This window comes from Microbacterium maritypicum MF109 (assembly GCF_000455825.1).
Taxonomy (GTDB): domain Bacteria; phylum Actinomycetota; class Actinomycetes; order Actinomycetales; family Microbacteriaceae; genus Microbacterium; species Microbacterium maritypicum_A.
Map to the genome: position 1 here is coordinate 37,733 of NZ_ATAO01000195.1, position 19,219 is coordinate 56,951.

Annotated in this window: 14 protein-coding genes; 9 read left to right on the forward strand and 5 right to left on the reverse strand. The window is 67.5% G+C overall.

The window, feature by feature from the left end:
* Nucleotides 1-7: 7 nt before the first annotated feature.
* From L687_RS33035 to L687_RS33045, 3 genes are all read right to left on the reverse strand, one after another.
* Nucleotides 8-1,096, reverse strand: coding sequence for an AAA family ATPase (locus tag L687_RS33035; RefSeq protein ID WP_021200101.1), 1,089 nt, complete (start codon nt 1,094-1,096; stop codon nt 8-10).
* A gap of 79 nt (nt 1,097-1,175) precedes the next feature.
* Nucleotides 1,176-1,484, reverse strand: a complete 309-nt coding sequence (locus L687_RS33040; RefSeq protein ID WP_040569740.1) for a DUF4190 domain-containing protein — start codon at nt 1,482-1,484, stop codon at nt 1,176-1,178.
* A 126-nt stretch (nt 1,485-1,610) separates the two neighbouring features.
* On the reverse strand, nt 1,611-1,922 hold the full coding sequence (locus L687_RS33045) for a putative quinol monooxygenase (RefSeq protein ID WP_021200103.1): 312 nt from the start codon (nt 1,920-1,922) through the stop codon (nt 1,611-1,613).
* A 113-nt stretch (nt 1,923-2,035) separates the two neighbouring features.
* On the opposite strand from L687_RS33045, the gene L687_RS33050 reads away from it, so the two are divergent.
* A complete protein-coding gene (locus tag L687_RS33050) occupies nt 2,036-2,398 on the forward strand; it encodes a winged helix-turn-helix transcriptional regulator (RefSeq protein ID WP_021200104.1) in 363 nt (120 codons plus the stop codon).
* An 80-nt stretch (nt 2,399-2,478) separates the two neighbouring features.
* Nucleotides 2,479-3,027, forward strand: coding sequence for a YbhB/YbcL family Raf kinase inhibitor-like protein (locus L687_RS33055; RefSeq protein WP_021200105.1), 549 nt, complete (start codon nt 2,479-2,481; stop codon nt 3,025-3,027).
* A gap of 195 nt (nt 3,028-3,222) precedes the next feature.
* On the opposite strand, the gene L687_RS33060 is transcribed toward L687_RS33055, so the two are convergent.
* Both L687_RS33060 and L687_RS33065 read right to left on the reverse strand, forming a co-directional pair.
* A complete protein-coding gene (locus L687_RS33060; RefSeq protein ID WP_021200106.1) occupies nt 3,223-3,942 on the reverse strand; it encodes a Pr6Pr family membrane protein in 720 nt (239 codons plus the stop codon).
* Between the two features lie 140 nt (nt 3,943-4,082).
* Nucleotides 4,083-5,033 (reverse strand): DMT family transporter, encoded by a 951-nt coding sequence (locus tag L687_RS33065; RefSeq protein ID WP_021200107.1) that lies wholly within the window; start codon nt 5,031-5,033, stop codon nt 4,083-4,085.
* Between the two features lie 470 nt (nt 5,034-5,503).
* On the opposite strand from L687_RS33065, the gene L687_RS0121670 reads away from it, so the two are divergent.
* The 7 genes from L687_RS0121670 (at nt 5,504) to L687_RS33095 (ending at nt 19,211) form a co-directional block, all read left to right on the forward strand.
* On the forward strand, nt 5,504-9,355 hold the full coding sequence (locus tag L687_RS0121670; RefSeq protein WP_152525897.1) for a putative toxin: 3,852 nt from the start codon (nt 5,504-5,506) through the stop codon (nt 9,353-9,355).
* A 39-nt stretch (nt 9,356-9,394) separates the two neighbouring features.
* Nucleotides 9,395-10,516 carry a hypothetical protein gene (locus tag L687_RS33070; RefSeq protein ID WP_021200109.1) on the forward strand — a complete coding sequence of 374 codons (1,122 nt, stop codon included), beginning with the start codon at nt 9,395-9,397 and terminating at the stop codon, nt 10,514-10,516.
* Between the two features lie 114 nt (nt 10,517-10,630).
* Nucleotides 10,631-13,081 carry an FG-GAP-like repeat-containing protein gene (locus L687_RS41890; protein ID WP_021200110.1) on the forward strand — a complete coding sequence of 817 codons (2,451 nt, stop codon included), beginning with the start codon at nt 10,631-10,633 and terminating at the stop codon, nt 13,079-13,081.
* Nucleotides 13,082-13,120: 39 nt separating this feature from the next.
* Nucleotides 13,121-16,129, forward strand: a complete 3,009-nt coding sequence (locus tag L687_RS33080; RefSeq protein ID WP_152525898.1) for an AbfB domain-containing protein — start codon at nt 13,121-13,123, stop codon at nt 16,127-16,129.
* Between the two features lie 186 nt (nt 16,130-16,315).
* The gene (locus L687_RS33085) at nt 16,316-16,693 is read left to right on the forward strand and encodes a hypothetical protein (protein ID WP_021200112.1); all 378 of its coding nucleotides are present in this window, start codon (nt 16,316-16,318) and stop codon (nt 16,691-16,693) included.
* Nucleotides 16,694-16,808: 115 nt separating this feature from the next.
* On the forward strand, nt 16,809-18,095 hold the full coding sequence (locus L687_RS33090) for an adenylosuccinate synthase (protein WP_029260850.1): 1,287 nt from the start codon (nt 16,809-16,811) through the stop codon (nt 18,093-18,095).
* Nucleotides 18,096-18,104: 9 nt separating this feature from the next.
* Nucleotides 18,105-19,211, forward strand: a complete 1,107-nt coding sequence (locus L687_RS33095; protein ID WP_021200114.1) for a lactonase family protein — start codon at nt 18,105-18,107, stop codon at nt 19,209-19,211.
* The last annotated feature ends 8 nt before the right edge of the window (nt 19,212-19,219 follow it).

Below are 19,219 nucleotides of genomic sequence, written 5' to 3' on the forward strand. Positions count from 1 at the left end.
GGAGATGTCAGGGTGTGGGGACCGACGCGAAGATCTGGTCGATGATCTCCTCGCTGCGGATTCCTTCGGCGTCGGCCTCGAACGTCAGCAGCACCCGGTGGCGCAGCACGAGGTGCCGGAGCTCGCGGATGTCTTCGGGCAGCACATGCGTGCGTCCCTTGAGCAGAGCCAGCGCTCTAGAAGCCTGGAGGAACGCGATGCTCGCACGCGGACTCGCGCCGTACTTGATGAAGCGGGCGCGTTCTTCGCCGATGTACGGCGCCGGGTTGCGGGTGACGTAGGCGATCGACACGATGTAGTTGCGGATCGCGGGGTCGACGTAGATGCGGCTCGCGACGTCCTGCAGCAGATGCACGTCGTCGAGGCTGACGGCGCTGGCGACGTGCCGGTCGGGGTCGAGCACACCCGAATCGATGCGGCTGAGCACCTCGAGCTCTTCGGCCGGGCTCGGGTATTCGACGATCTCTTTGAGCAGGAAGCGGTCCATCTGCGCCTCGGGCAGCTCGTACGTGCCCTCCTGCTCGATGGGGTTCTGCGTCGCGATCACGAGGAACGGCTTCGGCAGGTGGTGGATCTCGCCGCCGATCGTGGTCTGATGCTCCTGCATGGCCTCGAGCATGGCGCTCTGTGTCTTGGCGCTGGAGCGGTTGATCTCGTCGAGCAGCACGAAGTTCGCGTGCACCGGGCCGAGCACTGTCCGGAACGATCCCGTCGCCGCGTCGTAGATCTGGTTGCCCGTGATGTCGCTCGGCAGCAGGTCGGGCGTGCACTGGATGCGCTTGAACTGCGCCTTCACGGTGTCGGCGAGGGTGCTGGCCGCAGTGGTCTTCGCCAGTCCCGGCACGCTCTCGAGCAGGATGTGGCCGCCGGCGATGAGCGAGATGAGCAGGCTCGTGCGCAGCCGGTCCTGACCGACCATCTTGGCGGAGTAGGAGGCGGAGATGACCCGCAGCACCTCGGACGCTCTGGCCATCTCGGCGTCGGTGGGTGCGCCGTTCGCCGTGGCGGGTGAGGCTGTGGGGGCAGGGGCCTGCGCGGGAGCGGGCGGAGGCGGAGGTGCCACCGGCTGCGGGGATGCGGCGTTCAGGTCGTGCATGCTCTCTCCTCCTGGGGAGCGCGGCGCTTCTCCCCTCAGCCAGGGTAGCCGCCGCACCGAGGAGGAGAGCTGAGCGCCGTCACTGGCCGAACATGGACGAGGTCGCCGCGATCCATCCGAACGTGAGGGCGAGGATCGTCACGATGATCCAGATGCTCATGGCGATCGCGTTGAGGGCGATCCCCCATCCCGCCTGCGTGCGTGCGCGCGGCTCGCCTCGCAGCGAGACGATCCCGAGGATGAGTCCGATGGCGGGCGCGAAGAACGTCCAGCCGGCGAACACGGAGCAGATCCCGAGAACGAGACTGGCGGTGCCTTTGGCGGTCGACGTCGCAGCGACGGACGGCGCGGTGGTGGAAGGGGTGGGTGCAGAAGCAGTTGTTGACATGACATCCACGCTATGACGGGGTCTGTCGGCGGTCATCGGACTGGAGTACCCACGTCGTACGTCCAGCGGATGATTGCGCCGGTTCTCAGGTACGGGCGTCGGAGCGTGTTCCGGCAGCGTGGGCCGCTACGCCGACCGCCGGTCGAGGAACAGCAACTCGAGCGGTGAGGCCAGCAGCGCATCCACTCCCTGCGCGAATGCCTGGAAGTGAGGTGTGGCGAAGTGGGTGTCGAGCGCAGCCTGGTCGTCGAACGCCTCGCGCATGTAGAACGTTCCTGGCTCGCTGCGCGATTCGAACAGCACGTAATCCTGGTTGCCGGGCTCCGCGCGGGTCGGCTCGATCAGGCGCTGCAGCGCGGCGAGCAGTGCGTCTCGGCGACCGGGGAGGGCGCGCAGGATGGCGAGGCTGTACAGCGGGTCGGGCAGGGGTGAAGACATGATGTGGTCCTTCTCGTGGGATCGAGCACGGCAGGCTGCCGCGAGATCATTACTACTCGAAGGGGAGCAGTTACCCGCAAGGACTGCTGGTAACTTTCGGATACCATGAACGGGTGACTTCCCTCAGCACCTGCGCCGCCGGCAGGCCCCATGATGTCTACGACGCCCAGTGCCCGTGCCGGGGCATCCTCGATCTGCTCGCCGACAAATGGAGCGCGCTCATCCTCGGCGCACTCGAGGGCGGCCCGATGCGGTTCGGTGAGCTCAAGCGCAAGCTCGAGGGCATCAGCCCGAAGGTGCTCACGTCGTGCCTTCGGCGACTCGAAGACCGCGACCTCGTCGCGCGCGAGATCTTCGCCGAGGTGCCGGCTCGCGTCGAGTACTCGCTCACCGCCCTCGGCGCAGACGCGGCGAAGCCCCTGCAGAGCCTCCGTGATTGGGTCGAGTCGAACATCCAGCGCTTCCCCGATCTCTGAGATTCCGAGAGTGGGGTGGTTACCCGGAGGTGACTTGCACCCCTTGCGGGAAACCAGGTGCTCGTCGATACCGTCCTCGCATGACAGATCAGACACAGGCAACGAACGACCCGTGCTACGCGCTTCCCGAGGTGCCGAGCTTCGAGCTCCGCAGCTCCACCGTCGCTGACGGAACGCCCTTCGCCGAGGCGCAGTACTCCGGAGTCTTCGGCGTCCCGGGCGGACGCGACATCTCTCCCGAACTCACCTGGTCGGGGTTTCCCGACGACACCCGGAGCTTCATCGTCACGGTCTTCGATCCGGACGCTCCCACCGGATCGGGATTCTGGCATTGGGCCGTCGGCAATATCCCCGCGACCACGACCCACCTCGTCGAGGACGCTGGCTCCGAGAGCCGGGAGCTGCTTCCCGCCGGTGCCGTGGCTTTCCCGAACGACGCCGGGCTCGCGCGCTACATCGGCGCCGCTCCGCCTGCCGGATCGGGCGTGCACCGGTACCACATCACCGTGACCGCGCTGGATGTGGCGCGGCTCGATCTGGACTCCGGTGCATCCCCGGCGCTCCTCGGCTTCACGGCGGGCCCGCACACGATCGCGCGAGCCACGCTCGTCGCGTACGCCGGGGAGTAGACCTCGGGCTGACCACCCCCGTCCCGCGCGGGATACTCCCTGTCGGGCTGACCACCCCCGTCCCGGGCGGGATTCTCCCTGTCGGGCGGAGCTTTCGTCTCGAGATCTCCGCCCGACGGCGAGAACTCCGCCCGTCGCGGGGCGTCCATGCGTGAGCAGGAGTGGGCGGAAGCAGCTGCGGGGTCAGGCTGGGCGTCAGGCTGCGGCGATGGTGGCGTCGGCGGTCGAATCCGAGACGACCGCCCGGCGACGGCCCACCCACACGACGAGGGCGGCGGCGCCGATGATGATCGCGGCGATCAGCAGCACGTAGAGGGCGACGCCTCCATACCCGCCGGGCTGGGCAGGGTTGAGGAACGGGTACGGATACCATGACGGCTCACCCGATGCCGGCGCGATCACGAGGTTCGCTCGGATCAGCGTGTAGATCACCCAGACGATCGGGAAGATGGCGGCGATGCCCACGGCGCTCCAGCCGAGAGCCCGCCGTCTCGGGGCGAACAGCACATCGGCCAGCATGATGATCGGCACCACCACGTGGAGCACCTCGTTCGACCAGCCGACCGTCGAGCCCTGGGGCAGCTCGATGCCGCGAAGCAGCAGGTTGTAGACCACGCCGGTGACGATCATGTAGGTGCTGGCGCACATCAGCAGGATCGCGAGCCACCGAGGTTCCGCCGTCGTGCCGCGATGGGCGAGCGCCCAGAACCCGCCACACGCCAACGCGACCACGGCGAGGACGTTCGACTCGATCGTGAAGAAGCTGAAGAAGTTCGAGATGACGGTCGGCAGATGTGCGCCCCACTCGGTCGTGGCCGCAGCGGCGATCTCGAGGGTGCGGATGAGCTGCGCGATGATCGCTGCCGCGGAGAGCACGGCTGCGGCGATGCGCACGTAGGGCCACCAGGTCGTCATGTTCGCCTCCGGTCGCAACTGTAGTAGCAGACTTCCGTAGACCGCGGCACCGATATATCGATGTCGTCGAGGGGCTCGCCGCCTCCCGGCTCGCTGAGCTGGGGATCGCGCGCGGGGTGATCACCGGGCGCTGAACGGCGTCAGGTGCGTCGACGCCACCGCAGACGCGTGATGAGCACGCCGAGCAGGCACAGCGCCCCGCCGAGGAACATCAGCGGCGTCGGCACCTCGCCGAGGATCGCCCACGACATCAGGATCGCGATCGCCGGCACCACGTAGGTGGTCGCCGAGGTCTGACCCGCGGTGCTGCGCTGCAGCACGTAGGCCCAGGTGGTGAAGGCGATCGCGGTGGGGAAGATGCCGAGGTAGACGACCCACAGTGTCGCATCCAGAGGTGCCGTTTCGAGCGAGCCGATGAGGTTGCCGATCCAGGGCAGCAGCGCGATGGTGCCGACACCCGCTCCGAGCCAGGTGAGGGTGGTCGGGTCGACGCCCGAGGTGAGCAGGCGCTTCTGCACGAGCGTGCACCCGGCGTACATGACCGCGGCGAGGAGGGCGAGGAGCAGACCCGTGATGTCGGGGCCGGCGCTGGTGGACGAGTTCATGCCGATGAGCACGACGCCGAGGAACGCGATGGGTGCGCCGATCACGAGCGGCTTCGGGAACCCCTCGCGCAGGAAGAGTCCGCTGAAGACGACGACCATGAGGGGCGCGAGGTTCACGACCATCGCCGCGGTGCCGGCGTCGAGCGTGAGCTCGGCACTGTTGAGGGCGAGGTTGTAGACGCAGAACCAGCCGACGCCCCACACCGCGATCAGCAGCCAGTGGCGGCGTTCCGGGATGCGGACGCCGTGCCGCACGGCGATGATCGTCAGCACGACGGTGCCGACGGCCATCCGCAGCAGGGCCAGTGCGCCGGGGTCGTAGTGCGGGCCCGCACCGCGGATGCCGATGAAGGCCGAAGCCCACAGCACGACGGTGACGAGCGCTGCGACGAGCACGAGCGCGCCCTGTTTCTTCGGCGCATCGGTGCTGGTGGTCGCGCTGGTGCGCGTGTGGATTCCGGGGTCCCCGGATGCGGCTTCTGCCATCTTTCGATCCTGGCAGGGGCGTCCGACATCGGGCGAGCCGTCGAAGCGACATCCGCCGTTGCATTTCGGACGATCCGAGACGGTGGCCCATGAGGGGTGATTCACGAGACCTTCCCGACAGGTTCACCTTTCTCTCCCGAGTGGAGAAAAAGTTCCGTTCGATTACGTTCCTTATCCGTGGAGATTGTGGCGTCATATGAACACGGAAATCCGCACTTCACAGGAAAAGTCCAGCGTCAAGTAGGCCATTCGGGGGACAGACAAGACTCACAGCTGACGGATAGAGTCCCGAGCGAGTACCGCCGCAAGCCCACGGTCGAAGCGTGACGGTCCTGTTTCGAGGTCGTGGTCTGCGTGCATTCCGACGTGCGTGTGCGCGCACGCGCCGTGACTCGTTCTGGGGCTCCATCGCAGTCGTGATCTTCACGCGGTCCGATCCCAATCGTGTCCCCCTGGAGAAGAGTCCTGCGATGAAGACCAGATCTCACCGTCGGCGCCTGCGTTTCGCACCGGCGCGGCGGCTCCCGTTCGCGTTCGCCGCCATGCTGATGACGACCGTCGTCGCGGTCGGTCTCTTCCAGCCGCTCGAAGCGTCAGCGGCGACCGCCGCATCGGCCGCGCGGACGCAGGTGTCCGCGCCGGCGGGTCTCTTCACCCCGTCGACGGATGCCGCCGGTGTGGTCACGCAGTTCACCGATGGGGGTCCGGCTGTCCAGGAGGCGGCGAGGCAGGCGCTGCTCAAGGGCGGGCAGAGCATCGAGAGCTTCATCACCACGGGGCAGCACGAGGCGATCGCACAGGACTACCGCCTCATCGCGCTGCGACTGAGCCTCGCGGGCGGGCGCGCCGTCCGGCAGCAGGCGGAGGCCGTACTGACGGCGAACAATCCGGACCAGCTTCGTGCCTTCGTCACAGAAGGGTGGAAGGACGCCTGGGAGGTCGACGACCGCTCGGCGGCGTTCGTGCTCGCAGACACCGGAACGCCGACGGTGCAGCGCGAGGCGAACAAGGCTCTGGACTCGGATGACTCGAGCGCCGTGTCGCAGTTCCTGCTGATCGGTCAGTACGACGCGAAGATCATCGACGACCGCGCGGCGGCCTACGTGCTCGCCTCCACGGGATCGCCGAGTGTGATCGCCGCCGCGGAGGCCGCACTCGATGCGACGCTCCCGGACGGGTCCGAAGACGCACAGGCCGTGGCGGATTTCCTGCGTTACGGGCAGTTCGTCGCCGGGGCGCGCGACGCCGAGGCGGCGACCATCGCCCAGCTGACGAACCAGGTGATCGCGGCGAACATGGTCGCTCAGGAAGAGCGTCGCAACGCCGACAACGCCTCCGCGCAGGCGGTCCTCGCGGCCAAGCTCGCGAAGGAGGCCACGCAGCGCGCCGCCCAGCAGGCCGCCGCCGCGCAGGGCAACGCCGAACAGGCCAGCGCCGCCGCGAGCAGGGCAGCCGGTCTCGCCCGTCAAGCCGCCGACGCGGCAGATCTCGCCGTGCAGGCGGCTGCGGCAGCGCACCAGGCGATGAACGCGTCGATGAGCGCGGCGGGAACAGCCGCATCCGCGGCTGCGCGCGCCAACCGGGCGGCGGCGAACGCTGATGGTGCGGCGGCGAATGCGGCGGGCCAGGAGGGCATGGCGGCTGCGGCACGGGCAGAGGCGGAGAAGGCGCGCGACGCCGCAGACAAGGCGGCGAAGGCCAAGCGTGCAGCGGCCGAGGCGGAGACGGCGACGAATGCGGCGAACCGCGCTGCGCAGGCTGCGGGCGCCGCGGCCGGCTACTCGGGCGAGGCGGCCGGATATGCGATGGAAGCCTCTCAGGCGTCGGGAGTGTCATCGGCCGCTGCCGCGCAGGCGCGGGCTGCTGCGGCCAAGGCGAACGCGGCCAAGAACCGCGCGGCATCCGCCACGGCGCGGACGGACCGCCTTGCCGCCGAGACCTCGGCTGTCGCTCAGCAGGCCCGTGATGCGGCCGGGCGTGCGGCCGACAACGCCAACGCCGCGGCGATCGAGGCAGACACGGCCGCGGCCCAGGCCGGTGTTGCGCAGGGGGCTGCTGCTCGGGCGACCGCTTCTTCGGCGAAGGCGGCGGCCGCTGCTGAGGCCGCGACGAAGGACGTCGAGCTGGCGAAGACCATCTTCGACCTGGCGCGGAAGGCCGATGCGGAGCGTCTGGCCGCAGAAGAGGAATTCGGGCTGGCGCAGGCGGAGATCGCCGCAGCAGAGGAAGCCGAGGAGAAGGAGCTCAAGGACGAGGCCAAGAAGGAGGGCGCAGCCGCCGTTGCGGAGAGCAGCGCGTTCCTGAAGAAGATCACCGCTCCGGATGCGAACCTGCAGGAGCTGCTGCCAGAAGCGCGCTCGGCCATGCTCGCCCTGATCACGTCGGGAACCCCGTGGATTGCCGCTGCGGCCGAGCAGGCTGTCGTCGGCAATGACGAGGCCGTCGTCGAGTTCTTCAAGAACGGGTACGGCGTCGCGCTCGAGCAGGATCAGTGGGACGAGGCGAAGGCCCTGCTGTATGACGGTGACAACACGATGCTGCAGGACGAGGCCTATGACGTCCTCGAGAACGGCGAGGAGTACGTCGCGGCGTTCCTCAACGAGCGGCTTCCTGAGATCCGCGACCTCGAGAACCGCCAGATCGCATTCGTGCTCGCCACCGAGGGGGGACCGGCCATGCAGCGCGCGGCGAACCTCGCGCTCGATGCCGACGACCCCGCGGTCCTCGCCAAGTTCATCGCGGAAGGACAGTACGACGCGCTCGAGGTCGACCAGCGGGCGGCAGCCTTCGCGCTCAGCACGTCGGGCGGCCCCGAGGTGCAGGCGGCCGCGAACATCGCGCTCGAAGGTTCCCAGACGGCGCTGAAGAGGTTCCTCGAGCAGGGCCAGTACGAAGCTGCCAAGCGCGACAACGACACCGCGGCTCACGTGGCGCAGATGCAGAGCATGTTGCACCTGGCCGACCAGCAGGCCGCGGCCGCGCGGGAGGCGGCTGCGCTCGCGGAGAAGGCGGCGGCGACCGCGCGGCAGGCGGCGGCCGAGGCCCAGGCCAGCGCCGACCTGGCCCGGAAGTATGCGCAGGAGGCGCAGGGATGGGCTGCGCAGGCGGCCACGTCGGCCAACCAGGCGACTGCTTCGGAGAACGAAGCGCGCCAGTCGTCGCAGCGAGCGCATCAGGCGCTGACGGCCGCGACCGCCGATGCGAAGAAGGCCAACGGGTTCGCGGCGCAGGCGACGTCGTCGGCGCAGTCTGCCAGCGCGGCGGCGTCGCGGGCCAACGATGCCGCGAGCCGTGCGGCCACCTCGGCGACGAACGCCGGACTGGACGCGGAAGCCGCGGTGAAGGCGGCGACGGAGGCTCGCGAGATCGCGGCATCGAAGCAACGCGCGGAAGATGGGGCCGACAACTACCCGCCGCCTGCCGGCAAAGAAGGGGAGCTCACCCAGGCGCAGATCGATGCCGCGTACGCGCTCGGTGGAGACGCAGAGGTGCAGCGGCTGAAGGACGCCCACGCGTTGACACAGCCTGATGCCCTGCTGAACTTCATCATCCAGGAGGGCGGCAAGGTTCTCCTCGACCTCATCGGTGTGACGGACATCATGGACTGCGTCACCAAGGGCGACATCGGTGCGTGCTTCATGACGCTTATCGGGTTCGCGCCCTGGGGCAAGCTTGCCAAGCTCGTCGAGTCGATCCCGCTGATCATGAAGCTCGCCGACAAGGTTGTGGGCTTCGTCAACAAGGTCGGCGACGCGTTCAGCCTTCTCAAGAAGAACAAGACCAAGACCGACGACCTCGCCGCTCAGGCCTGTGGGGGGAACACCTTCGGAAGGTCGTCTGTCTCTGCGCAGTCGGGGATTCGTCCGGCGGGCAGCAACGTGTGCGAACTGCCAGGTCTGACCAACCCTCCGGGGGCGACTGTTCAAGTGAAGGGCAGTCGAGCGGAATATGCAGCCGGGATCAAGCCGGGGAGTTCCAAGGAGATCTTCGACAAGAAGGAGTACGAGAGCATGTTCGGCGAGTACGGTCTTGAGATCAAACGGACTCGCATCGCTGATAAGGCGACTTCCACCTACATCATGGAAGTGAAGAACGTGAACAAGCTGTACTACAGCAGCCAGATCCAGGACATGATCGAACTGGCGCAATACACGGGGAGATCAGAGTTCGTCCTCGTTGTCCGCCCGAACACGCACCTGTCCGCTCCCCTTGTCGATGCTCTCTGTAAGGACGTCCCCAAGTTCAGTTTTGTTGTCAAGTATCTGCCGAACGAGGTCCTGGGTGAGCTCAGCGAGAACAAGGTGCCTGGCATCTGTCCTTGATACTCGTCCATCACCACTCTCGGCGCCCAAGGGGAACGAATGTCTTACGATCTCGAGGTTTACGGTCGAACCGCTGTATCGAGCGAAGATGCTGCGCTAATCGTTGCTTCCGTCGACGGGCTGAGCCCTCGTCTCGACCCGATAACCGGTGGGTTGCTGTCGGCCGAGTATCAGAGCTCGGGTGAGTATTGCTTCACTTTCGAGGGCCCACTGAGGGTTGACGAGTCAGACCTTCCCGACGTTCGATTCGTCGCGCCGCTGCCCGACACCCTCTATCGGATCTCCGTGGAGGGAAGCCGACCGGAGAGCGTTTCGTATGCCGTGACGTTCGCTCAGGAACTCGCAAGACGATCTGATGGGCAGGCGATCGATCCACAGAATGAGGAGCCCCAGTCCCAGCCCCAGCGACGCGCCGCACGGTCGACGCAGAAGCTGCATCTTCACCTGAGTTGGTTCCGCCCCAATGACGGTGGAAAGGAGTTGGCATCCGACTACCTCGCCACGGCGAGAGAGGAGTTTCCTCCCGCCGTGCCGACGCGGTTCGGGACGCACGAGCCCCTGCAGGGCAGCCTTGCCGACAACGGAGTGAACGATGCCGAGTTCGGCCAGATGTACAGAGACAAGTGCCTGGCGAAAGAGCTCCTTTTCAAGGGAAAGAGCTTGCGCTGGGGGAGGATCACGGCGTGGTCTCAAAGTTTCTACCTGAGGTACCAACAGCTGTGGGTCACTTTCGATCTTGCCGCGCTCCAACGCATGGGAAGGACTGATGACGTCGAGCGATTCCTCGTCGCGGTCGCAGAAAGGACAGGTAGCTACTTCGCATTTGCAGAGGTCAATGCAACTCCACTCAAGACCGCCAGCTCACCGCACCACGTAGGCGCATGGAGTGGTCTCCCCGAACGTCCTCAATGGCTGACCTGGTACTCCGGCGGATACGAAGACATGGTTCTCCCACACCTCACGGCGGGTGTCACGACGAGGCATGCGCGCGGAATATCGCATCGATGGACGGACGAACCAAGCTCCGGTGAAGAGCTAGACGTCATCGTCGGGCGCGACACATGGCTGCCTAGCGACCTGCTTGCTCCCGCTGATCCGCAGAACCATCGCAAAGTGCTCGGCCCTGCCGCCACCATGCCCACGCAATTGAATGCGCTATGACCAGCGAGTCACCGAGGCTCTCGCCTCGTTCCCGAGCGACAAGGTCGCACCATCTTCGCCCGAACGTCGTACCGGCTCGCAGAGCCGGCTCCCAGGTCTCTTGAAAGGTATTGCATGTTCTCGTTGAAGTCTCGCCGTCGCGCGCGCATCGGCGCGGTCGGCATTTCCGCCGTGTTGGTGTCGGCGTTGCTCGTGTCGGTACCGGTGTCGTCTGCGGTGGCGGATGATGCTCCGGGGTTCCTGGTGGAGTCGGGGGCGTATCCGGATGCGGCGTCGGTGGGGGCGGCGAATGGGATCGTTCTGAAGGACGGCAACGGCGGGTTGCGGGTGGTGACGTGTCCGGTCCCGGTTCCGGTCGCGGCCGGACTGATCGAGGTGGAGTTCGAGAACGCGGGCAAGGGCGCGAAGGTGTGTTTCGAGACGGTGTTCCGTCCGGCCGTGTTGAACCTGGAGATCGCGGCGTCGTTCGGTGTGAAGGCCGGTAAGCAGCCGATGGATGTCACGTATTCGGTCGCGGGTGGTCCGGAGACGGCGATCCCGGTTCCGGCGGGTGGGCGTCGCACGGTCGACCAGAATCAGACGGGGCAGTCGACGGTCGTGGCGATCGAGGTTGATGCGGTGTCGACGGATGTGCCGGCGACGACGGCCACGCATCCGCGGACCGCTGTCACGAAGATCCGCACGGGTCTGGGCTCGTGCACGGGCACGTTGGTGGACCGGTCGTGGGTGCTGACGGCGGCGAGCTGCTTCGCGGCCGACCCGGCGACGTTGGTCGCGGGTGTTCCGGCCGCTCCGGCGCGGGTGCTGTTCGGTCCGGATGTCGCGAATGACAAGGTCGTGAGTGGTACCGGCGATCTGGGTGTAAAGGTCACGCACCTGGAGCCGGCCGGTAACGGTCAGGACGCGGTCCTGGCGAAGCTCGAGACCCTCGTCGACGACATCGTGCCGATGCCGATCGCGACATCGGCGCCTGCTGCGGGTCAAGACGTGGCGTTCACAGGCTTCGGCCGCACGAACAACGTCTGGGTTCCCCTCGCCAGCCGCACGAACACCTACCCGGTCACGGCGGTCAACTCGGCCACGCTGACGGCCGCAGCGTCCGGCGCTTCGCTCTGCCTCGGCGATGGCGGCGCCCCCGGCGTCCGCAGCGTCGATGGAACCGACACGCTCGTCGCTGTCGCATCGCAGTCGACGCAGACCGGTTGCTACGGCTCCGGCCTCCCCGCAGGCACCGCTTCGACCATCGCGACACGCGGCGACATCATCGCCGGATGGGTGGCCGCCACGGTTCAGAAGGGGCTCGACACGACCCCGGTCGCCGCTGCGGATCAGACGCTCGCACAGCAGATCGTGGCCACTGGCCGCGTGAGCGGAACCGAGGCGCTTGCCCAGATCCAGGCGTATGCCGACGGCTTCAAGCGCGGCCACTTGATCGGCGGACAGATTCGCGACTGCACGATCGACCCCGTCATCCTCTCCGCACTGAAGAAGGTCGTCGTGGATCAGAACTTCACGATCACGATCTCGTCCCTCAACGAGTACTGCACCACGGCGACTCCGTCGGCCACGAGCTACCACGCGAAGAACAATGGCGGTCACGCCGTCGACATCAGCGTCGTGAACGGCGTCGCGGCGACCGGCAACACCGCGCAAGACCAGGCTCTGGCGACCGCCATGTTCACCGCGCTGCCGGCGCCGGCGGGCATCGGTCAGGTCGCGTGCCGCCCGGCGCTCACGGTTCCGAACGGCTGGGCGCAGACCGAAGAGGACTGCACGCACAACCACTTCGAGTACCACGGCGTGCCGCTCACACAGGCCAAGCCCTCGTTCGATCTGAACAGCGATGGCAAGGCCGACGTGATCGGCATCACCTCTTCTAATGTGCTCTACATCTACCACGGCAACGGCAGCGGTGGATGGACGACCCAGACTTCCGTCAGCGCAGGGTGGGCTTCGGCCAAGACCCTCATCCACGGAGACTACAACGGGGACGGCAAGGGCGACATGATGGTCGTCAACACCGACGGCACGCTCTGGTACTACCAGGGTGATGGTGCGCTGGGCTTCCCGACGAAGGCGCTGGCTGCCCGCGGATGGGATGCGAAGGGCCTGATCACGGGTGGCATCGACTTCAATGGAGACAAGAAGGCCGACCTCGTCGCCCGTGAGTCCGACGGCCACCTCTACGCCTACCCCGGCAACGGGAACGGAACCTTCGGCGCCAAGATGAAGATCGGCCATGACTGGGGTGGGATCTCTCGGGTCCTCGCCGGCGACTGGACCGGTGACGGCAAGGGCGACATCCTCGCCACGACGACGACCGGGGACCTTCGCATCTACCCTGGCAACAACGTGACGCTCACCGGTGGTCCGCAGGTCGGCAATGGCTGGAACAACATCACGGCCATCACCGGCGGCGTCGACTACGGCGCGGATGGCAAGGCCGACCTCTTCGGCCGGGTTGGTGACGGCGGTCTGTATCTGTATCCCGGGCTCGGCATCTCCGGGTTCGGCGCCTCAACCCGTGTCGGCAACGGGTGGACCTCGCTCCGGCTGTTCAGCTGAGCCCCGTCTCGCGCACTCACATTCCTTGAAAGGCATTGCATGTTTTCGTTGAATTCTCCCCGTCGGGGCCGCATCACGGCTGTGGGGGTGGCGGCGGCGTTGGTGTCGGCGTTGCTCGTGTCGGTCCCCGTGAGTTCTGCGGTGGCGGACGACGCTGCCGGGTATCTCGTGGAGTCCGGGGCGTATCCGGATGGGGCGTCGGTGGGTGCGGCCGCGGGCATCGTTCTGAAGGACGGCAACGGTGGTCTGCGTGTCGTCACGTGCGCGGCGGGGACCGGGCAAGTCGAGGTGGAGTATCAGAAGGCCGGCAAGAAGGCGAAGGTGTGCTTCGAGGCCGTGTTCCGTCCGGCGGTGCTGAATCTGGAGATCGCGGCATCGTTCGGGGTCAAGGCCGGCGCGCAGCCGATGGATGTCACGTACTCGGTCGCGGGTGGCCCGGAGACGGAGATCCCGGTGCCGGCCAACGGACGTCGCACGGTCGACCAGAATCAGACGGGGCAGTCGACGGTCGTGGTGATCGAGGTGAACGCGGTGTCTACCGACGTCCCTGCGACCACCACCACCCACCCGCGGACGGCGATCACGAAGATCCGCACGGGTCTGGGCTCGTGCACGGGCACGTTGGTGGACCGGTCGTGGGTGCTGACCGCGGCGAGCTGTTTCGCGGCCGACCCGGCAACGCTTGTCGCGGGTGTTCCGGCGGCCCCGGCGCGTGCGCTGTTCGGCCCCGATGTTGCGAATGACAAGACGATGAGCGGCACCGGAGATCTGGGTGTGAAGATCACTCACCTGGAGCCGGCGGGCAACGGCCAGGACGTGGTCCTGGCGAAGCTGGAGGCACCTGTCGATGACATCACCCCGATGCCGGTCGCGACGACCGCTCCGGTCGCAGCCCAAGACATCGCCTTCACCGGCTTCGGCCGCACGAACAACGTCTGGGTCCCGCTCACCTCTCGCACGAACACCTACCCGGTCACGTCCGTCAACACGGCCACAGTGACCACCGCAGCCTCCGGTGCTTCGCTCTGTCTCGGTGACGGCGGCGCCCCCGGCGTCCGCGACATCAACGGCACGAAGACACTCGTCGCTGTCGCGTCGCAGGCATCACAGGCTGGCTGCTACGGCTCCGGCATCCCCGCCGGAACCGGGTCGGTCACGGCGACCCGCGGCGATGTCATCGCACCCTGGGTCACCGCGACGATCGAGAACGGCCGGAAGCTCGCCGGAATCAGCGCCGGTCAGGTGCTGGAGATCGAGAGCATCGCTCAGGCCGGTGCCTGCGTGACGACCAAGGACCGGAACACCGGTGTGGGCAACGTCGTCGTCGGCGTGGGCTGCACCGAGGTCTGGCAGCAGCGCCGTTGGGAGCTGGTGGAGGTCACCCCGACCGTCTTCGCCCTTCGCAACTATGTGAACCGCGACAAGTGCATCGCGGCCGATGCAGCGGGTACCGGCGTCGTGCAGGCCGTGTGCGCCACGACCGACAAGAAGCAGCAGTGGACCTTCCGGGAGCAGCGCGCCGGCGCCGTGAGCATCGTCAACGCCGCGTCGGGAAATGTCCTCTCCGCACCGTCGGCGACGACGCTCTCGCTGCGGGCGGACACCGGGGCGAACGCCGATCGGTGGAAGTACCGCAACGTCACCAAGATGCGCTACGACGTCGCGACCATCGGAAGCTACGTCTCGCTGCGGACCGCTGTCGGCGGGAAGTCCCTGGTCGCTGGCGCTGCTTCGGCGCAGGCGACGGTGAACGATGTCGTCGCGACCTCCCCGCTGGCCACCCGCGCGGCATCGACTTTCCGGGTCGTCGCGGGGCTGGCAGATGCCCAGTGCTACAGCTTCGAGTCGATCACGGTCCCTGGTCAGTACATCTACATGAACATGGGCGGCCTCGTCACCTTGACGCCGCCTGCGGTTCCGTACCGCGCGACGTGGTGCGCGGAGGATGCCGCGTTCGGTCAGGGCATCACATTCTCGACGGCGACGGACTCGTGGCGCGTGATGCGCAGCCACTCGAACGGCCTCGTCTACGGCGGAGCGTCCTGGTACGCCGGGATCCCGATCGCCGACGACTCGCAGAACTTCGTCCCCGACACCGCATGGACGATCGGCGAGGCCTGGGCTCCGCCGACGCTAGCCGCTGCGCAGGTGCTGGAGCTCGAGAGCGTCGCACAGGGCGGCAAGTGCTTGACGGCGAAGGAGCGCAGCGCTGTCGCTGGTGCCGTCATCGGTGCCGTCGGCTGCTCCGAGGTCTGGCAGGTGCGTCAGTGGGAGCTGATCGAGTCGGGTGCTGGAGCCTTCGCGCTGCGCAACACCGTCACGCGATCATTGTGTCTCGGCAGCGCTGACGCGGCCGGCAGCGCTGTCGTGCAGGCTTCGTGCGATCTGACCGATGCCAAGCAGCGGTGGTCGTTCACCACGCTTCCCTCCGGGGCGGTCTCGATCGTGAACGCCGGGTCCGGCAAGGCACTCGCCGCGCCGACAGCGAGCACGGTGGCGCTCGCTGCGCCCGTGGCCGCGTCGCCGCAGCAGCAGTGGCGCTATCGCAATGCGACCAAGATGCAGTACGACATCGCCCCGGTGGGCAGCCTCATCTCGCTCCGCACCGCCGAGACCGGGAAGTCCCTCTCCGCGACCGTGGGCGGCGCGCAGGCCACGATCCCGATGGTCACCGAGGCATCGACGTCGAATGCACGGAAGGACGCGACGTTCCGGGTGGTCCAAGGCCTCGCGAACCCGCAGTGCTACAGCTTCGAGTCGCTCTCGGCGCCGGGGCAGTACCTGTACATGAACATCGGGGGCAATGTCATCCTGAGTGCTCCCACCGTTCCGTACCGGGCGACGTGGTGCGCCGAGGACGCCGCGTTCGGGAAGGGACTCACCTTCAGCATCTCGGGCGACTCCTGGCGCGTGATGCGCAGCTACAAGAACGGCCTCGTCTACGGCGGAGCCTCGTGGTGGGCGGGCATTCCGAACGCGGATGACACGCAGAACTACATCCCCGATGTCGCATGGACAATCGGCGCCCCCTGGGTGACCGTGCCGTAGGGGCTCCCCGGCGACACGGGTCCACTCCCCGTCGCCGTTTCTGTCCTCCCGCAGGAGCGCGGGCACCAGAAACGGCGACGGGAGTCGTCGTCGTGACACATCACCCTGGTGACTTCCGCACATGGGGCGGCGGACCGAGCGCGATGCGCCGATTCTGTGCCCACCCGGGAGATAGGCTCCTGTGCCATGACGGAGCACAAGAACCAGCGGCAGCATCAGCCCGAACTTCACGGAGGGGTGCTGAGCGGCGGTGGCAGCCCGGCGCTGTGGGGCGCGCTGATCGGACTCATCGTGTTCGTCTTCGTCGGTGTCCCGATCAGCGCGGCGGTGCGCTTCGCGACCCATCCGATGTCCCAGCAGCTGTTCGGAGGCCGACTGTCGGAGGCGACCGTCGGCGGCTATACGGCGTTCTGGTGGATCGTCGCGATCATGCTCCTCGCCCTTCCCTTCCTCGTGGGGTGGGGTGTCGCGAAACTCTCGGCGCGAACCCTCACGATCATCGGCGCGATCGCCGTCGCGTTCTTCGTGGTCATCCTGATCCTCGGCCAGCTGTACGTGTTCTGACCGCCCCCGACGCTCCCCCGAAAGGCGCACCGAAGCCCTCCCGATAGGATGGGACCGCCCGAAGAGGGCCAGCTCATCGGCCGGTGCAAACCCGGCGAAAGCCAGGGGGTTACCCATGCCAGGAATCGTTATCGTCGGCGTGCAGTGGGGCGACGAAGGAAAGGGCAAGGCCACCGATCTTCTCGGTGAGCGCACCGACTGGGTGGTGAAGTTCAACGGCGGCAACAACGCCGGGCACACCGTCGTCGTCGGCGATGAGAAGTACGCGCTGCACCTGCTGCCCTCCGGCATCCTGTCTCCGGGCGTGACGCCCGTGATCGGCAACGGCGTCGTGGTCGACCTCGAGGTGCTGTTCTTCGAGCTCGAGGCGCTCGCCGCCCGCGGCATCGATGTCTCGCGCCTCAAGGTCAGCGCCAACGCGCACATCATCACGCAGTACCACCGCACGCTCGACAAGGTCACCGAGCGCTTCCTCGGCAAGCGCATGATCGGCACGACCGGTCGCGGCATCGGCCCGGCGTACGCCGACAAGATCAATCGCGTGGGCATCCGTGTGCAGGACCTGTTCGACGAGAACATCCTGCGCCAGAAGGTCGAGGGCGCCCTCGACCAGAAGAACCATCTGCTGGTGAAGATCTTCAACCGCCGTGCGATCACCGCCGACGAGGTCGTCGAAGACCTGCTGTCGTACGCCGAGCGACTGCGGCCCATGGTGGCCGACACCGGCTACCTGATCGCTCAGGCCCTGGACCGCGGCGAGGTCGTCGTGTTCGAGGGCGGCCAGGCGACGATGCTCGACATCGACCACGGCACCTACCCGTTCGTGACCTCGTCTTCGGCGACGGCCGGAGGCGCGGCGACGGGTGCGGGCGTCGGGCCTGGTGCGCTCGACCGCATCGTCGGCATCGTCAAGGCCTACACGACTCGCGTCGGCTCGGGTCCGTTCCCGACCGAGCTCTTCGACGAGCAGGGCGAGTGGCTGCGCAAGCAGGGCTTCGAGTTCGGCACCACCACCGGCCGTCCGCGCCGGGTGGGCTGGTACGACGCTCCCATCACGCGCTACGCGACGCGCATCAACGGCATCACCGACCTGGTGCTCACCAAGCTCGACATCCTCACGGGTCTCGAGCAGATCCCGGTGTGCGTCGCCTACGACGTCGATGGCGAACGCTTCGACGAGGTGCCGGTCAACCAGACCGACTTCCACCACGCGAAGCCGATCCTGGAGTACTTCCCCGGCTGGAACGAAGACATCTCGGTCGCGCGCACCTTCGAGGACCTGCCGCAGAACGCGCAGGACTATGTGCTGGCGCTCGAGAAGATGAGCAACACGCGCATCTCGGTGATCGGCGTCGGCCCGGAGCGCGACCAGGTCATCGTCCGCCACGGTCTGCTCGACTGACCCGCGCCCGTGACGCGCTTCTGGCTGGGCGGCTACGGTGCCGCGATGGACGGCTCGGCCGACGGCATCGGCCTGCTCGCGGGGGATGAGGGCCGCGAGGCCTCGACTCTCGCCTACCGCGGTGCCGTGGTCGAGACGCCGTCGCCGTCGTGGCTGGCGCAGCATCCGACCCTCGATGTCGTCTACGCGGCACTCGAGGGCGACTCCGCGGTGCAGGCCTTCTCACGCGCAGGGGAGACCGCCCTTGCGCCGCTGGGTGCGCCCGCGCCGGTCGGCCAGTACGTCTGCCACGTCGCGGTGGCGCCGAACGGTTCGGCCCTGATCGCCAGCTGCTACGGCGACGGTCGCGTGGTGCGGTTCGACCTGGATGCGGAAGGCCGTATCGTGCCTCCGAAGCCGGATGCCGCGGCGGCGCTCCGCGCAGCACTGTTCGGTGACGCCGACCCGGATGCTGCCGCTGCGACTCCGCCCGGCGACGGCGTCGCCGCGATCGACCCGTACGGGGTGGGCGGCGACCGCGTCTCCCACGCGCACGCTGCCGTCTTCCTGCCCGACGGACGCGTCGCCACGACCGACCTCGGCTTCGACCTCGTGCGGTTCTGGCGGCAGAGCGGCAGTGGGCTCGTGCTCGACCACGAGGTCGTGCTCCCGCTCGGCACCGGACCGCGGCACATGGTCCTGCACCCCAGCGGACACCTCCATGTGGTCACCGAGTACTCCTGTGAGGTCTTCACCCTCGCGCGCGCGGCAGACGGCACCTGGAGTGTCGTGTCGGTGACCCTGACGAGCCCGATCGCCGAGGTGGGGACGGACTTCCCGGCAGAACTCGCACGTACGCGCGACGGACAGTTCCTCTACACGGCTCTGCGCGGCAGCAACACCATCGCCGCGCTGCGGGTGCGGGGTGGCGGCGAGTCTCTGGAATCCGTGGCGCTCGCCGATTCCGGTGTCGACTGGCCGCGGCATCATCTGGTCCACGAGGGCAAGATGCTCGTCGCGGGGCAGCGCTCCGACACGATCACGCTGATCGACCTCGACGAGCGCACGGGCGCGCCCCTCGGTATCCGTCACGAGGCGCAGGTTCCGACCCCGACGCACTTCCTGCCGGTGCGCTGACCTCGGCG

Excerpts from the sequence above, each read along its gene's own strand:
- L687_RS33090 (WP_029260850.1), top strand. The coding sequence starts at position 16,809 with ATGCCAGGAATCGTTATCGTCGGCGTGCAGTGGGGCGACGAAGGAAAG.
- L687_RS33040 (WP_040569740.1), bottom strand. The coding sequence starts at position 1,484 with ATGTCAACAACTGCTTCTGCACCCACCCCTTCCACCACCGCGCCGTCC.
- L687_RS41890 (WP_021200110.1), top strand. The coding sequence starts at position 10,631 with ATGTTCTCGTTGAAGTCTCGCCGTCGCGCGCGCATCGGCGCGGTCGGC.
- L687_RS0121670 (WP_152525897.1), top strand. The coding sequence starts at position 5,504 with ATGAAGACCAGATCTCACCGTCGGCGCCTGCGTTTCGCACCGGCGCGG.
- L687_RS33035 (WP_021200101.1), bottom strand. The coding sequence starts at position 1,096 with ATGCACGACCTGAACGCCGCATCCCCGCAGCCGGTGGCACCTCCGCCT.
- L687_RS33070 (WP_021200109.1), top strand. The coding sequence starts at position 9,395 with ATGTCTTACGATCTCGAGGTTTACGGTCGAACCGCTGTATCGAGCGAA.
- L687_RS33055 (WP_021200105.1), top strand. The coding sequence starts at position 2,479 with ATGACAGATCAGACACAGGCAACGAACGACCCGTGCTACGCGCTTCCC.
- L687_RS33045 (WP_021200103.1), bottom strand. The coding sequence starts at position 1,922 with ATGTCTTCACCCCTGCCCGACCCGCTGTACAGCCTCGCCATCCTGCGC.
- L687_RS33065 (WP_021200107.1), bottom strand. The coding sequence starts at position 5,033 with ATGGCAGAAGCCGCATCCGGGGACCCCGGAATCCACACGCGCACCAGC.
- L687_RS33080 (WP_152525898.1), top strand. The coding sequence starts at position 13,121 with ATGTTTTCGTTGAATTCTCCCCGTCGGGGCCGCATCACGGCTGTGGGG.
- L687_RS33060 (WP_021200106.1), bottom strand. The coding sequence starts at position 3,942 with ATGACGACCTGGTGGCCCTACGTGCGCATCGCCGCAGCCGTGCTCTCC.
- L687_RS33085 (WP_021200112.1), top strand. The coding sequence starts at position 16,316 with ATGACGGAGCACAAGAACCAGCGGCAGCATCAGCCCGAACTTCACGGA.